This is a genomic window from Pseudomonas sp. WS 5010, assembly GCF_012985565.1.
Lineage (GTDB): Bacteria > Pseudomonadota > Gammaproteobacteria > Pseudomonadales > Pseudomonadaceae > Aquipseudomonas.
The window spans coordinates 480,524-496,169 of sequence record NZ_JAAQWQ010000001.1; the positions used below are offsets into that span (position 1 = coordinate 480,524).

Genomic DNA, 15,646 nt, shown 5'->3' on the forward strand with positions numbered 1-15,646 from the left:
CCACGGGCACTTATTCAAGGTGAGTCGATGAACATTGCAGAACTCGGCGTCAAGATCGACTCGGCCGATGCGATCCAGGCAAAAACGAGCCTGGATGAAATGGCGAAGGCCGGCGGCCGGGCCGAGCAGTCCGCCGTTTCGCTGATGAACGAAATGCAGGCGCTGGAGAAATCGCTTTCCACCAGTGCCAAGACCACGCAGGACCTGGCAAAGCAGCGTGATGCCCTGGCGAAGCTGACCAAGACCGGCGCCTATGGCGAGGCCGAGGCGGCGAAGATCTCCGCGCAGCTCGACAAGCAGCAGGTGGCTCTGGCCAAGTCTGCCCTGGACGAACAGAAGGCCCTGAACAGCCTGCTGGGCGCAATCGACCCGGCCCGCGCCGCACTGGCGAAGCTGGACACTCAGGTCGAGCAGCTTGGTAAGCATCTGGACGCCGGCCGCATCAGCCAGGATCAGTACAACACTGCCCTGAGCAAGATCGACAAGGACTACGCCAAGCTCGAAAAGACGGCCACCGGTTTCGACAAGCTGCGCCTCGGCACCCGCCAGGCGCAGGAAAACGTTGTGCAGTTGGGTAATGCGCTGTCCTCTGGCGACTGGGGTAGTGGCGTTCGCGCCGTCGCTCAGTTGGGCGCCGGAGCTGGCGCTGGTGCTGCTGGTCTGCTCGCCATCCTGGCGCCGCTGGCGTTGGCCACTGTTGCTGTGGGTGGCCTGGCCGTTGCGTACTACAAGGGCAGCGAAGAACAGGACCGCTACAACAAATCCCTGATCCTTACTGGCAACTACGCCGGCGTGAGTGCGGGCCAGTTGGGCGACATGGCGCGGCAGGTCAGCGCTACCGTGGGCACCACTGGCCAGGCTGCTGCCGTTCTGGCGATGCTGGCGGACAACGGAAAGATCGCTGGTGATAGCTTCACCGGGATTACCCAGGCTGCCGTGTCGATGCAGGAAGCCACCGGTAAGGCGGTCAGCGAGACGGTCGCGGAGTTCGTGAAGCTGGCCGACGACCCGGTCAAGGCGTCTGCCGCGCTGAATGATCAATACCACTACCTGACAGCCTCGGTTTACTCGCAGATCGCGGCACTGGAAGAGCAAGGCGATCACGCCGGCGCGGTGAAGCTGGCCACAGAGCAGTACGCCGATGCCATCAATGAGCGTACACCGAAGATCCTGGAGAACCTCAGTTTTTGGGAGAGGGCTTATAACGCGGTTGCTCAGGCAGCCGATGGCCTCAAAAATGCCGGCCGCCGAGATATCAACGCGGACATCGAAAATGCCCGCGCTGGCTTGGCTGAAGCCCAGGGCATGGATGGCCTATTCCAAAACCAAAAGTCCAAGAATGCCTTGATCGAGTTCCGGCAAAACCGCCTGAACATGCTGGAAGATGAGAAAGCCGCCCAGGAAGATATCGCCAAGTGGGAGGGCGAGCAGGCCAAGGCACAGGGTGCGGCCGTTACTGCCATGACCAAAGTTGACGCGCTGACCAAGTCGTCGTTGACCAATGAGCAAAAGCGGACCAAAGAGCTTGAGGACTACAAGCTGCAACTGGCTGATATCCGCAAGGTTTCGCCAAACGATCCGCGCCTACAGCAGGACGTTGTCGATAAGAACATTGCGAACATCAACGCCAAGTTCAAAGACCCCAAAGCGCCCGGCACCCAGGTCGACCTGACCAGCTTCAACAGCGCCAAGAACGACCTGGCTGCCATCACCGACACCTACAAAAACTACCAGAAGGAACTGGACGCGGCGCAGAAGGCCGGCCTGCTTTCAGAGGCGGATTACCTGCTGCGGCGCCAGGCGCTGATCGGCAATCAGCTCGACCAGACCACGGCAGCGTATGAGTCCGAAATTGCCGCGCTGGAAGCCGCCAAGGGCAAGAAGACCACCTCGGCCGCGCAAAGCATCCAACTGGATCAGAAGATCGCCGACGCGCGCGCAGGGATGGTCAAGGCGCAGAAGGATGCCGACAGCCAGCTTGAGGTGTTGGCGACCAATGAGACCGGGCGACTCGCCAAGCAGGAGCGGGCGATCAGTTCGTACGTTCAGGCGCTGGGGCAGCAACAGCGAGCCCTGGAACTGGCCGGGCAACGCGCCGTGCTGGGCGTCGGTCAAGGGGACCGCCAGAACGCGCTCAACGGGCAACTGAACAGCCAGCAAGACCGGTTTGCTCAGCAGTCGTTGGAACTGGAAAACCAGCGCTCCGATCCATCGCGCAATATGTCGGACGAAGAGTTCACCCGAAAATCGCAGGCGCTCGCCGATGCGAACAAGAAGGCGACCGACCAGATCCGGCAGAACTATGCGGATGTGGAGAATGCCCAGGGCGATTGGACCAAGGGCGCGACTGCGGCGTGGGACAACTACTTGGATTCGGCGCGCAACATTTCCGGACAGACAAAAAGCCTGTTCGGTAATGCCTTCAGCTCCATGGAGGACTCGATCGTCAACTTCGCCATGACAGGGAAGCTTTCCTTTGCGGACTTCACCAAGTCGATACTGGCGGACATGGCGCGTATCGCTACCCGCCAGGCCAGTTCGGCTTTGCTGGGTAGCCTGGTTGGCGCAGCAGCGAGCTACTTCGGTGGTAGCGCTGCTGGTGGAGGCAATGGCATGGCCGCCGGGTCTGCGGGTGCCACGTCGTCAAACCTCGGGGCATCATCTGCCGGATACTCCAGCACCTACTTCCCGCAAGCCAAGGGCGGCGCGTGGTCGAGCGGTGTGCAGATGTTCGCCGACGGCGGTGCGTTCACCAACTCCATTGTCAGTAAGCCAACGGCCTTCGGCATGGCCAATGGCAAGACCGGCGTCATGGGAGAGGCAGGAGAAGAGGCAATTATGCCGCTGACCAGAACCTCCAGCGGGAAGCTGGGTGTTATGGCCATGGGCGGTGGCGGGGCGGGTGCAACTCAGATCAACGTCGAGGTGCACATCGATGGCGACGGTAACGCGTCTTCGTCCGCAGATGCGCCTGGCTACGACCTATTCGGCAAAGAGCTGGCAGCGTTCGTCGAGCAGAAGTACCAGGAGCTGCGGACGAAGGACATGCGCCAAGGCGGCGTCATCAACAAAGCAATCAAGGGGCGCTGATGGCCATCGAACGATTCATCTGGGAGACGGAGAAGGGCGCGGAAGGGGATGTCGCCCAGCGCGTCCGCACCAAGCAGTTCGGCGATGGATACGAGCAGTCGGTAGAGGACGGCCTCAACAACCAGTCCCAGTCCTGGCCGCTCACCTTCACCGGCGCCAAGCCCCGGGTACTGTTAATCAAGGCGTTCCTTGATCGGCACAAGGGGGCAAAGGCGTTTCTCTGGACGCCTCCCCTTGGGGATCTGGGTCTCTACAAGTGTAACGGCTACAAGCCCGTGCACCGTGGCGGCCAGGTCTATGCCATCACCGCCACCTTTCAGCAAACCTTTCATCCCTGAGATAACCGCCCATGGCACTGATCACGGACATCCAGAAACTGGAGCCCGGCGGCGAGATTCGCCTGTTTGAAATTGACGGGACGGAATACGGCGCCGATTACCTGCGCTTTCACGGGCATGCTATTCCGCATACACCCGAAGAACTGCTGGCCTACGAGCATTCCGATGAGGAGCTCCCGGCCAAGTCGATTTGGTGGCAGGGCGAGGAGTACGCAGCCTGGCCGGTACAGATTGAGGGCATTTCCTCGAGCAGCGACGGCACCGCCTCTCGGCCGACTTTCGCCGCCGGGAACGTCAACGGGCGCGTCACTGCGCTTTGCCTGGCCTTCGAGGACATGCTCAAGTTCAAGCTGACGGTTCGCGAGACGCTGGCCAAGTACCTGGACGCGGCAAACTTCCCCGAGGGAAACCCAACTGCCGATCCGACCCAGGAAGCGCTGGAGATCTGGTACATCGACCAGAAAACCAGTGAGGACGGTGAGGCTGTGATTTGGGAGCTGTCTTCCCCTGGTGAGATCGACAACCACGGTTTGCCCGGCCGGCAGATGACAACCTTCTGCCACTGGGCCATGACCAACGGCTACCGTGGGCCGGACTGCGGCTATACCGGCGCAGCCATGTTCGACGACGAGGACAACCCCACGGATGACCCGGCCCTTGATCAGTGCAAGGGTTGCCTGTCGTCCTGCAAGTTGCGCTTCGGCGAGAGCAACGAACTTTCCTTCGGCGGATTCCCCGCTGTCTCCTTGATTGCCCGGAGCTGATCATGCGCAAGCACATCATCGCTGCGATCCAGGCGCACGCGGCGGCCCAGTATCCGAAAGAGTGCTGCGGATTGCTGCTGGCCGTCGGGCGCGCACAGAAGTACTTCCCGTGCCGGAACATCGCCACGGAGCCGAACGAAGAGTTTTGTCTCGATCCTGAGGACTACGCCACGGCGGAAGACCTGGGCGAGGTGATAGGAATTATCCACTCGCACCCGGACGCTACCAGCAGGCCGTCACCGCATGACCTGGCCATGTGCGAGGCCACGGCTTTGCCCTGGCACATTTTGAGCTGGCCCGAGGGCGACCTACGCACGATCACGCCGACCGGCCATACGCCACTGCTCAATCGTCCGTTCGTACACGGCGCCTGGGACTGCTGGCAGGTCTGTGCTGATTGGTACCGGCGGGAATGGGGGCTCGGGTTCGAAGCCTTCCAGCGCACCGATGGTTGGTGGGAGAGTGCGGAGAACGCCAGCCTGTACGAGGCGAACTACGAGGCCGCCGGTTTTGTACGTGTCGACCGGCCACAGCGAGGGGATCTGATCGTTATGCAGGTCGGGCGCACGGTTCACCCGAACCATGCTGGGATCTACCTGGGCACCGACCCAACGCTGCCCGATGAAGAGTCGGGCACCTTCGGCCCCGGGCCTTTCATGCTTCACCACATGTACGGCAGGCCATCCGAAATCATTGTGTACGGGGGGCCTTGGACTCAGCGCACCAGACTGATTTTGCGTCACGTAAACGCTCGATAGCACTCATCCCGAATGACAAACGTGTCGTTCGCAGGGCGATGCTTGTGATGTGCTTTTGCTATCCTACCGGGTCAACCATAAAGGAAACGGTTATGAAAAGGATAGTTTTGCTCGGTGCCGTCATTGCTCTGCTTGTGGGGTGCGGGGAAAAAAAAATAGATGGGGCGACCGAAGACTCGTTCAAGAAGTCAATAGGCGCTGTTAGTGAGTCTCTTCCTGCGGAAAAACGAGAGCAGTTCAAGCAGGATGTGGTCTTTCTTTCAATGAAAGGTATTGATCTCGCAGGGGTTATGAGCGGAAAACAAACATCTCAGAGCGTTTTGGACACAGCTCGTCAAGATATGAATGGGAAGACTGCCGCTCAAATCATGGATCAGGCCTCTGCTGTTAGGCTTGAGCGCGAGAAGCGCGAGAAAGAACAAGCTCTTGCGGAAATACAGGAACTGATTTCCAAAAAGAACGAAGCAGAGAATGCAAAAGCGCAGCTCCAAGCGTTCACAGTAAGCAAATCCAGATTCTACTTGGAGAGCCAAAAATATATTTCGCAGAAAAAACCATTCATTGAAATTTCTGTAAAGAACGGCACTGCGCAAGCTATCTCACGGGCCTATTTCAAAGGAACCATTGCGAGCCCAGGTCGATCAATCCCATGGTTCTCTGATACTTTCAATTATGAAATTCCTGGGGGACTGGAGCCTGGAGAAACGGCTGACTGGGTGCTGGGGCCGAACTCTTACAGCGACTGGGGTAAAGTCGATGCTCCTGCTGACGCGGTGTTTACCGTTGAGGTTTACCGTCTTGATGGAGCGGACAAGAAAGCGCTCTACAGCTCCGAGGGACTCACAGAGGCGAATCAGAAGCGCTTAGAAGCCTTGCAGAAAAAGTATTCGTTAAACTGATCCGGCGGGGAGGATGAGTATGCGTATTTTGATAGCGGCGTTAGCGGTGGCGATGCTGGCGGGGTGCGCCTCATCGGCGATTTCGGTGCGGGATGCGAAGCCGGTTCCGTCGGACGAGGTCTATGCCTTCCAGACTAAACCTGTTGGCGAGAGCGGAAAAATCACCGTGGTTCGCGACTCGGGCGCGGTCGGTTCTGGTTGCGATATTGTTGTTTATGTCGACGGCCGCAGGGCTGCAAAAATAGGTACAGGTCAGCGGGCTACATTCTACCTTCCGCCGGGATCGCCCAATCTCGGCGCTGGCCTAGCGGGCTCAGGCCTGTGCGCAGGCGCAGCAATTCGAACCATCGCAGCGACGGTGAAGCCTGGCAAGGAAAGCCTGTACCGTATTAGCGGCGATATGGCCGGGTTCTACATTGGCCCTTATGTCGATTACCACTGAACCAAGAAAACTTTGAAGCCGCCTCCGGGCGGTTTTTTATTGCCCGGAGAAAGTGATGCAGACATTAGCGATCAACTATCAACCTATGACAACGATTCGCCTGCACGGTCAACTCCGTCAGTTCGGAAAGTCCTTCAGGCTCGCGGTGAAATCGCCGGCCGAGGCCATTAAGGCGCTTTGCGTCCAGATCCCAGGCTTCGAACGTTTTTTGTCAAATGCAAAATCACGCGGGCTTGAGTTTGCAGTATTTCGCGACAAGCACAACATCGGGGAGAAGGAGCTAAATTACAGCGGTTCCGGGGATATACGCATTGCGCCAGTGGTTGTGGGTAGCAAGCGCCGCGGTATTCTCCAAACAATTGTCGGTGCGATCCTGATTGTAGTTGGGGTGATCTTCTCCGCCACGCCTTTCGGTACCCCGCTCATTGGCGCGGGCATTGGCCTTGTCGCCGGCGGCGTTATTCAGATGCTCAGTCCCCAGGCCGGCGGCCTTAAAACCAGCGCCGCGCCAGAGAACACACCCGGCTACGCCTTTGGGAGCGCCAAGAACACCACGGCTTCCGGCAACCCAGTGCCTTTATGCGCGGGAAGGCGCCCATGGGGCGGGGCGATCATCAGTGCTGCCATCTATGCCGAAGACCAGATGTAGCCCGCACGTGAAGCACCGCAGCCGCCCTTGAGGCGGCTTTTTATTGCCTGGAGGAAAGCATGGGCGCAGTACGCAAAATTGATATCCGCGGCGCCAAGGGTGGCGAAGCAAAGCCTAAAACCCCAACCGAGGCCCCGGACAGTCTGCGCTCAGTGGCCATTGCAAAGATGTTGATTGCTGTAGGCGAGGGAGAGTTTGAAGGCACACCTACGGATCGCGACATCCGCCTCGACGGTACCCCGTTGCAGGATCCCCAAGGCAACATGAACTTCCCGAACGTGAAGTGGGAGTGGCGCACCGGAGCGGTGGACCAGACTTATATCCAGGGCATCCCGTCGATCGAGAACGAAACGACGATCAGCACCGAGCTGCGCAGCGGTACGCCTTGGGTTCGAGCGATCAGCAATACCCAGCTTTCTGCCGTGCGAGTACGTTTCGCCTGGCCGGCGCTCCAGTCCGTGGATGCGAGCGGCAATATCAATGGCTACCGGATCGAATATAAGGTCGAAGTGGCCACCGACGGCGGCGCCTACCAGCAGGTGCTGAGCGAGGCCGTCGACGGCAAGACCACGACTGTGTACGAGCGAACTCGCCGAATCGACCTGCCTAAGGCAGTCAGCGGTTGGCTGATGCGCATCACGCGACTGACGATCAATCAAAACAACAACAACAAAATCTCCGACACGATGCAGATTGCCGGCTTCACGGAGGTGATCGACGCGAAGATCCGCTACCCGAATACCGCGCTACTTTACATCGAGTTCTCCGCTGAGCAGTTCCGCAGCATTCCTGCTGTGACTGTCGTGTGTGATGGCCGAAAATGGCAGGTTCCAAGCAACTACGACTCGCGTTCTCGCAGCTATACAGGCGTGTGGGATGGCACCTTCAAAGAGGCTTGGACGGACAACCCCGTCTGGCACACCTACGGCATCACCACCAACGACCGATTCGGCCTCGGTCGCCGCATCAAGCCGTGGATGGTCGACAAGTGGGAGCTGTACCGCATCTCGCAGTATTGCGATCAGCAGGTGCCGGATGGGAAGGGTGGTATGGAGCCGCGCTTTATCTGCAACCTCAACCTTCAGAGCAAGGCTGACGCGTGGTCGCTGCTACGTGATATCTCGGCGATCTATCGGGGCATGACTTACTGGGCCCAGGGCCAGGTCTTCACCCTGTCAGATATGCCGCGCGCTACGGACTTCGACTTCGCCTACACGCGCGCGAACGTTATTGATGGCAAGTTCACATATTCCAGCGCGTCGGAGCGTACCCGCTATAGCCGGGCCCTGGTCAGCTACGACAACCGTGAGAATAACCACGATACCGACGTCACTTCTGTCACTGACCAGAAGCTGCAGCGTCGCTACGGCGATAACCCGCTTGAAATCAGTGCTATTGCATGTGATCGCGAGTCGGAGGCCCAGCGCCGCGGTAAGTGGGCGCTGCTGACGAACTCCAAGGATCGGGCCGTTACCTTCAAGGTTGGTCTCGACGGGCGTATCCCGCTGCCTGGCTATGTGATCCCGATCGCCGACGAACTCCTGGCCGGTCGGCCGGTGGGCGGACGCATCTCGGCGGTGAATGGCAAAGTCATCAAACTGGACCGCGACACCCAGGCCAAGCCCGGTGACCGATTGATCCTCAACCTGCCCGACGGCAAGTGCGAGGGGCGCACCGTGCAGTTGGTCAGCGGCCGGCAGATTACCGTGACCGTTGCTTATTCCGTGGTGCCGGAGCCTGAGCTGGTGTGGGCACTGGATGCTGACGACCTGGCCATCCCGCTGTATCGGGTGGTGAGTGTGGCTCGCCCAGAGCCAGGCGTGTTCGAGATATCGGCCGTTCAGTACGACCCGAGCAAGTTCGCGCACATCGACACCGGCGCGCGCCTTGAAGATCGCCCGATCAGCGTTGTGCCGATCACCGTCGTTCCGGCGCCGGCGAGCGTCGACATCACGTCGAACTACTCCGTTGACCAGGGCCTGGCGATCAGCACCATGAACATCTCATGGCCTGCCGTGGCTGGCGCTGTCGCGTATGACGTGGAGTGGCGCAAGGACAGCGGCAACTGGATCAAGCTGCAGCGCACTGGTTCGACCAGCGTGGACGTTACGGGAACCTACTCGGGCGCCTATCTGGCCCGGGTGCGTTCGGTGAGTGCATTCGAGATATCTTCGATTTGGAAGAGTTCAAACCTGACCAACCTGGAAGGTAAGGTAGGCCTGCCGCCGGCGGTGGCGTTCCTGACCACCACCAGCCTGGTCTATGGCATCGGTATCCAGTGGGGCTTTCCACCAGGTGCAGAGGACACCCAGCGCACGGAGGTCTGGTACAGCGAGTCGCCGGACTTGACGACGGCCGCGAAGCTGAGCGACTTCAGCTACCCGCAGGCCACGCATGAAATGCACAGCCTGCTGGCGGGTGCGAGCCTGTTCTTCTGGGCGCGCCTGGTGGACCGGACCGGCAACGTTGGCCCGTTCTTCCCGATCCCTGGTGCGGTAAATGGCCAGGCCAGCTCGGACCAGACCGAGTACGAAAAGTACTTCGCCGACAAGATCGGCAAGGGCGCGCTGTATCCAAGCCTGCGAGAAGAGATCGACCTGATTTCGGGGGACGGCCCCGACTCGGTCAACGAACGGCTGAAAGAGGCCAAGGCAGAGCTGGAGGGGTTGCTGGGCCAGATCACCGGCGCAGAGCCGTACAACCCGGATGAGCGCTACACCACTGGCGCATTCACGCAAAAGGATGGGCACCTGTACCAGGCGACTGGCCCGGTACCCGCCGGCGAAGCGCCGCCAAACCAGCTGTACTGGAAGGATATCGGCACGATCCTGCAAACCACCAACGCGCTGGCCCAGCAGGTTCAGCTGGTCACCAGCATGATCGAGGAGATCGATGGCCAGGTGTTGGCCACTGCAACATCGGTTGAAGCGCTGCGCTCGGCCGCCCGTGGTGATGATGGATCGGGCGACCTGGCGGACGCGGTGAAAGGCTGGCAATCGACCGCTGATCTCGGGATTGAGAAGCGCACCCGGGCCACGGAAACCGATGCATTGGCGCGGCAGCTCACCACGATGGAGGTGCGGGTGGGTGCGAACCAGTCCGGGCTGACCGTTCTGGAGCAGGTGGTGGCCACCAACAAGCAGACGGCAGCCACTCAACTGACTCAGCTCAAAAGCGACCTGGAGTTGACCGAAGGGAAGGTGGCCGGCAACGCCCAGGCAATCACCGGCCTCGACACCAAGGTCACCAACCTCGACGGGAAGGTCACGTCTCAAGCGTCCAGCAATGAGGCGCTGCGGGCTTCGGTGCGCGGCGATGATGGTTCCGGCGATCTTGCCGGCGCGATCAAGGCCTGGGAGTCGACAGCCAGCTTTGAGGTTGAGAAGAAGGTCCAGGCCTCTGCGAACGAGGCGTTGGCCAGGACTACGGAAACCCTGCAATCGAAGATCGGCGAGACCAGCGCCTCGGTTCAGCAAGTGAACCAGACTTTGGTAGGTCTCGATGGGCGTGTTTCGTCAATGGTTACGCTAAAGGCGCAGACCATAGTGGGTGGCAAAAGGGTTACTTCTGGTTTTGCTTTTGGTTCTGACGGGGAGCAAGCGGAATTCCTGATCTTTGCTCAGCGATTTGCAGTGGTGGATGAGGTAAGCGGTCAACTTGTTCCGATGTTCGTGGTGGAAGGTAATCAGGTAGTACTGAACCAAGCAATCATCAACAAGGCATTTATCCAGGAGATCATCCTGGGCATGACGCTGCGATCTGAGGCTGTCGACTCCAGAGGTCGGCCATTGCTGGAGATCAACGTTAAGTCAGGCACATTCGCACTTCGTGGCGATGGTACTGGCGGATCTATTCTGCTCAATAACAACGGCCTTGCTGTGTATGACGGTAATGACGTGCGTCGGACTATGACCGGCAATCTAAGACCTTGACTGGGTTGAAGTTGCAGGGGAGGTGTGGGCATGGACTTTGGTTTAAGTGTGTTTGACGCTAACGGTGTTAAAACATTAGGTATGGAGGATTTCACCCTCCAGAAGTTGGCGGTGTTGATAGTCCCGGCGGCTACTGGTGGCGGACGCGGTTCTAACTATGAGTACATCCTTATGGATGTTCCAGGTTATGACCCCGCCACCTGCTTTGTCACCATCACCCCCAAAGCTTACGCGCCGTATGATCAGCCTGGTTACCCTGATACCTGGGGTGGCTTACCGACTTACACAAACTTGGGCGGGACAAGAATTGCGATTTACACACAAATCAATTACCGCGAGCCGGACGGTGGTGGTGGCGGGAAAAACCGCGAGATGTGGACGCGCAATGTTGTGGAGAGCGTCGTAGAAGTGGTCAAGGTAAATTGATATGGATGACTACGGTTTTGTAGCTGTTAACGATCACGGGTCTGTCAGCATCAGCAGCGTGTACAAAGTACTGGTGTTCTCCGAGCGAGGGCAGTTCAGAATCCAGTCTCGCTACACTGACAAGGAAGGCAAAGGGCAGTTTACCTTTGCCAAACCTATTCGCACCGTGGAGCCACCCCAAATATTTTTGAGGACGATATCGGCATCACACGCCAGCCTCGGGCTGTATACCTCAATTGAAGGATCGTCGGGCAACTGGACCGGCTTTCATGTCACGTCAGCAGTTCGGGGCGGCAGCGTATTGCAAGATTACTTAATGGAGTTCGTTTCTTGTAAGTACTCAGATCAAAGCAGTTCATCTGAATATGGTCTTGAAGTGCGTGATGCGCAAAATAGGATCATGTTTGTATCCAGTGATAGGGTGGTTCGCTATGGGAAATTCTCAAAGAACTGGACTGTTGGCAGAGGGTCTTTTGTAGATATTTATTACAGCGATGTAACAGTTGATGTTGATGACTTTATAAGTGTGTCGAGTCTTGATCGCGGGATAATGTGGTTTGCAAACGACTCAAAATATGCCGGCATCACAATTTTAGAAGGTGGGGTTCCGGTGTTGCAGATCTTTAATAATAGGCACTATCTAGAACGGTTCTACTGGCAAGGCTCAAGCGGTTTTTGCCTGAGTATTCCCGTTTGCAAGTTTCCAATAGATCGCTACTACAACTAATTTCAAGTGCCGATATGGGCACTCTACTGGAGAAACCTATGGCTTCTTGGTTTTCAGAAGGGACTGTAAGCGTGCAGAACGGGAGCCCGACAGTAACGGGCGTCGGCACCAAGTTCTCGAACTGCCGTGCGGGGGATATGTTTGTCGGTCCTGACCAGGGCATCTATCAGGTGATCAATCCTGCAAGCGATACCTCGTTGTCGATCTCCCCGGCATACCGTGGTGCGGCCGTTGGCGGCGCCGGGTACGGGATTGTGCCCGTCAATGGCTACCCCAAAGCCCTGGCCGATGCCGTGAACCAAATGGTTCAGCAGTGGGGCGCCACGCTCGCGGCCTGGGGAGCGTATCGACGGAGAACGTCGTGCCGGTGGCCAAGGGCGGCACTGGTGGCAGAAATCAGGCTGAAGGGCGCTCAGGTCTGGGGCTCGGCACTGCTGCAACAGCGGCGCTGACCGTGGGCAATGCGGATACCACACCAGGGCGAGTGCTGAAAAATGGAGACCTTGGCCTTGGTGCGGACTGTGTAGGGATTTCAGATTGGACGACTGCCTACGATGAACTTGGAGGTGCCTTTATTGCGGGTAATGCGATCTTTCCCGGCGGTACCGGAGAGTCTATTAACGCAACAGGCATAACCCTAAGGCGCTCAGGGCGAGTTGGGGCCCAGATGATGATCTACAACGGCGACAACCAATTCCTCTTTCGCTCTGCATTCAACGGCTTCCTTCCCTGGGTGCGGATGTACCACACCGGCAACACCACCCGCATGGCCGACAACACACTGAGGGCGATCTGATCATGGCAAGAGCAGCAATTAACGTTACTGGCGCGGGTGAAAAGTTCGATTTCGTCTCGCTCGGCGGGGCGGATGTGAACTGTTTTCGCAAGGACGTGGGTGTCTATTGCGTCACCGGCACCCAGGGCATGGTCCCATTCCCACCGCTCGATCAGGGCTGGGGCTACGGGCTTCACCCCTCGGACAATCCCGCCGAGGTGAACATCTCGTTTGAAGATGACCTACTCACGGTCACCGTGACCAAAGATGGCGGGCCGTACGATTTGAAGGTCATGATCACGCTGCACATCCTGGTGCCGGATCTTCCCCGACAGGAAGAGCTGCCGCCGCCGGCGCTTGATCCTGTGGTGGCTGCACAGACCCAGATCGCGCACCTGCGAGCCGAGGCGGATTACGCAATCGCGCCACTTCAGGACGCCGTCGATATCGACGAAGGGACCGAGGCAGAGTTGGCGACCCTCAAGGCCTGGAAGAAATACCGCGTGGCCCTGAATCGCGTTCCTGAGCAGGAAGGCTACCCGCTCGCCATTGATTGGCCCGCCGCGCCGTAGCATCGCGCCGTAGTCGACCACACCCGCCATCGAGCGGGTTTATTTTTGCCTGGAGAAAAGCATGACCACTTCCGAAAAAGACCGGGACATCCTGGCGCGCACGCTGTGGGGTGAGGCTCGCGGCGAGGGGCTCGCCGGCCAGATAGCCGTGGCATGGACCATCCGCAACCGTGTGTTCGACGGCAAGGCCAAGTCCTGGTGGGGCGAGGGCTACGCCGGTGTGTGCCTGAAGCCATGGCAGTTCAGCTGCTGGAACCAGAACGACCCGAACTACGCCTACCTCAGCGGTGCGAAGCCGATCCCGGCCGCGCAGCTCGCCCAGGCCCAGCGTGCTGCTGACCAGGTGATGGCCGGCGCGGTACCGGATCCAACCGGCGGGGCCACGCACTACTATGCAACCACAATGCCCAAGGCCCCGGCCTGGGCGGCGAAGGCCAAGCAGACGTTGCGCCTCGGGCACCACGTCTTTTTCAAGGATGTTCCGTGATGACGCCCGTCCAGAAGTTGGCCGGGCTGGTGGTGCTGATCCTGGTGCTGATGGCCAGCACCGCCGGCGTCACCTGGCAGGTGCAGGAATGGCGCATGGGCAAGATGCTGGCCGAGCAGGCCGGCCTGCACCAGGGCGAACTGGCTGCCGTCAGCGCGGCCGCCGCCGAACAGGTGAGCGCCGAGCAGGGCAGGCGCCTGGCCCTGGAGCAGACGCTGGCCACCTCCGATCAACAACACACCCGAGAGCTTTCCGATGCTCAACGCAACCAGGTTCTGCTGCGTGACCGCCTTGCTACTACTGATTTGCGGCTGTCAGTCCTTCTCGACGCCACGGATTCAGCCAGTGGCTGCAACGTGCCTGCCGCCTCCGGCGCCGTCGGCTTGGTTCATGCAGCCCGTAGAGCCCAACTTGACCCAGCGCATGCTCAACGAATTATCGCCATCACCGATGCCGGCGACCAAGGATTGATTGCGCTGCGGGCGTGTCAGGCGTATGTCAGGGCTGTAACGAATAGGTAGAGGATTTTTTGGAGGTGATGAAAACAGGAAAATTCTCGAGAAGTTTCGGACAAGTCCTACATCGAGAAAATCTGCGGACTGATAAAAGAAGGCTTTGAAATCTATCAGGTGGCTAGTTCATGCGTCTTTTTGTCTTAAGAGGGATTATTTTTTTGCAGTTGTTTGCGATTTTTCCTGCTGGGGCTAGTAGCCAGTACTTTGATATCCCGGCTTGGCCAGGTGATGAAGAATCATGCCCTACCCCGAGGCACATAAAAAATAACCGAGGGGTGTTTATCTCTCCAGCCAAATCGGAAGGTGTTGATTGGGTCGGTATGCTGCCCGGTGACGGGCTCGCTAGTGTAGTGGCATTCGAGAAAGCGGTTTTTGTGTTGACTGAAGAAAACTCAGAAACTCGCGGATTTTTAATCAGCTGCATCTACACCACATCGGAGGGAAGACACCTGAGAATGAGGCTAAATACTGGAAATAAAAATGATGAGATCATGTGGATTGTCAGGTCTTCTTCATGGAAGAGATTGGGTGATTTTTCATCAAAAACAATATTGGAGTGTACGGACAAAGGCGAGCGAGCATGTGGCTTTTTCTTAAAGTAACGAACAATAACCAAGACGATTAAACTACAGGAAGGACTTAACATGAAGGCTTTTACTATTATTTTATCTTCGGCTCTGGCCGGTTTCTGCTTTACTGCAAGCGCCGCCAATCCTGATAATGTTGCGGTGTATGCCACAGAACAATCCCAAGGTTCAATGTCCATTGGAGGTAAAGACGCCTACACTAAAACCTTCGAGGTAGCAGTGGCAAAATTATCAGGCGATAGTATCGATTTATCAAAGCTTTGCCTGAAGGCTTACTCTCCTGACAAGAAAGAGTTCAAGCTCGATACGGTTGATGAAAAATTGAGCGCAGGCACGCTGAAAGAAGGAGAGCTTGTCAAAGGAATCGCTGTGTTTGCTTCTAAAAACGATGCAGTCTTCAAAGCGGCCCTGGTAAAAATCTCTGACGATTGTAAATAAATTGAAAAAGCAGCCTTTTAGGCTAATGCCGATGGTTTAAGGATCGGTTGAGCGATCCGGTGGTTGGTGTAAACAGGGCCAATGTTCAAACATAGGCCCTTTTTAATTGGAACTTTCACAGGCTCGGCATTATCAATCTGACCGCGTTAGACCAGGTTCAGAGCCTCGCCGACCTGCTCTCACCTGACCTTATTCAGCAGGCTTTCTCCCACCTTTGTCGACCACGATCTGCTGGGCTTAAGTGCAC

Annotated in this window: 16 protein-coding genes; all 16 read left to right on the forward strand. The window is 57.9% G+C overall.

The genetic code is table 11. The features are described from left to right. Window positions 1-27: 27 nt before the first annotated feature. The 16 genes from HBO11_RS02330 to HBO11_RS02405 all read left to right on the forward strand — a co-directional run bounded on the left by HBO11_RS02330 (window position 28) and on the right by HBO11_RS02405 (window position 15,399). Window positions 28-3,090 (forward strand): phage tail tape measure protein, encoded by a 3,063-nt coding sequence (locus HBO11_RS02330; RefSeq protein ID WP_170058754.1) that lies wholly within the window; start codon window positions 28-30, stop codon window positions 3,088-3,090. Beyond that, window positions 3,090-3,428, forward strand: a complete 339-nt coding sequence (locus HBO11_RS02335) for a phage tail protein (protein WP_170058755.1) — start codon at window positions 3,090-3,092, stop codon at window positions 3,426-3,428. The genes HBO11_RS02330 and HBO11_RS02335 overlap by 1 nt, the downstream gene beginning before the upstream one ends. A gap of 11 nt (window positions 3,429-3,439) precedes the next feature. Continuing rightward, window positions 3,440-4,192: a phage minor tail protein L gene (locus HBO11_RS02340; protein WP_170058756.1), complete on the forward strand. Its 753-nt coding sequence runs from the start codon at window positions 3,440-3,442 to the stop codon at window positions 4,190-4,192. Window positions 4,193-4,194: 2 nt separating this feature from the next. Beyond that, window positions 4,195-4,950, forward strand: a complete 756-nt coding sequence (locus HBO11_RS02345) for a C40 family peptidase (protein WP_170058757.1) — start codon at window positions 4,195-4,197, stop codon at window positions 4,948-4,950. 92 nt (window positions 4,951-5,042) lie between these two features. Continuing rightward, window positions 5,043-5,849, forward strand: coding sequence for a DUF6694 family lipoprotein (locus tag HBO11_RS02350; RefSeq protein WP_170058758.1), 807 nt, complete (start codon window positions 5,043-5,045; stop codon window positions 5,847-5,849). A 19-nt stretch (window positions 5,850-5,868) separates the two neighbouring features. Then, window positions 5,869-6,291, forward strand: a complete 423-nt coding sequence (locus HBO11_RS02355; RefSeq protein ID WP_170058759.1) for a hypothetical protein — start codon at window positions 5,869-5,871, stop codon at window positions 6,289-6,291. Between the two features lie 55 nt (window positions 6,292-6,346). Then, window positions 6,347-6,940: a tail assembly protein gene (locus HBO11_RS02360; protein ID WP_170058760.1), complete on the forward strand. Its 594-nt coding sequence runs from the start codon at window positions 6,347-6,349 to the stop codon at window positions 6,938-6,940. Between the two features lie 59 nt (window positions 6,941-6,999). Further along, window positions 7,000-10,872, forward strand: a complete 3,873-nt coding sequence (locus tag HBO11_RS02365; protein ID WP_170058761.1) for a DUF1983 domain-containing protein — start codon at window positions 7,000-7,002, stop codon at window positions 10,870-10,872. 30 nt (window positions 10,873-10,902) lie between these two features. Further along, window positions 10,903-11,298, forward strand: a complete 396-nt coding sequence (locus HBO11_RS02370; protein WP_170058762.1) for a hypothetical protein — start codon at window positions 10,903-10,905, stop codon at window positions 11,296-11,298. Between the two features lies 1 nt (window position 11,299). Beyond that, window positions 11,300-12,025 (forward strand): hypothetical protein, encoded by a 726-nt coding sequence (locus HBO11_RS02375; RefSeq protein WP_169872498.1) that lies wholly within the window; start codon window positions 11,300-11,302, stop codon window positions 12,023-12,025. A gap of 361 nt (window positions 12,026-12,386) precedes the next feature. Beyond that, window positions 12,387-12,821, forward strand: coding sequence for a hypothetical protein (locus HBO11_RS02380; protein ID WP_170058763.1), 435 nt, complete (start codon window positions 12,387-12,389; stop codon window positions 12,819-12,821). 2 nt (window positions 12,822-12,823) lie between these two features. Beyond that, complete coding sequence (locus HBO11_RS02385) at window positions 12,824-13,372, forward strand: tail fiber assembly protein (protein WP_170058764.1); 549 nt, start codon at window positions 12,824-12,826, stop codon at window positions 13,370-13,372. A 61-nt stretch (window positions 13,373-13,433) separates the two neighbouring features. Continuing rightward, window positions 13,434-13,859: a cell wall hydrolase gene (locus tag HBO11_RS02390; protein WP_170058765.1), complete on the forward strand. Its 426-nt coding sequence runs from the start codon at window positions 13,434-13,436 to the stop codon at window positions 13,857-13,859. Next, complete coding sequence (locus HBO11_RS02395; protein WP_170058766.1) at window positions 13,859-14,380, forward strand: lysis system i-spanin subunit Rz; 522 nt, start codon at window positions 13,859-13,861, stop codon at window positions 14,378-14,380. The genes HBO11_RS02390 and HBO11_RS02395 overlap by 1 nt, the downstream gene beginning before the upstream one ends. 119 nt (window positions 14,381-14,499) lie before the next feature. Further along, a complete protein-coding gene (locus HBO11_RS02400) occupies window positions 14,500-14,976 on the forward strand; it encodes a DUF3757 domain-containing protein (RefSeq protein ID WP_170058767.1) in 477 nt (158 codons plus the stop codon). A gap of 42 nt (window positions 14,977-15,018) precedes the next feature. Beyond that, entirely contained in the window at window positions 15,019-15,399 is a 381-nt protein-coding gene (locus HBO11_RS02405) for a DUF4354 family protein (protein ID WP_170058768.1), read from the forward strand. Window positions 15,400-15,646: the final 247 nt, after the last annotated feature.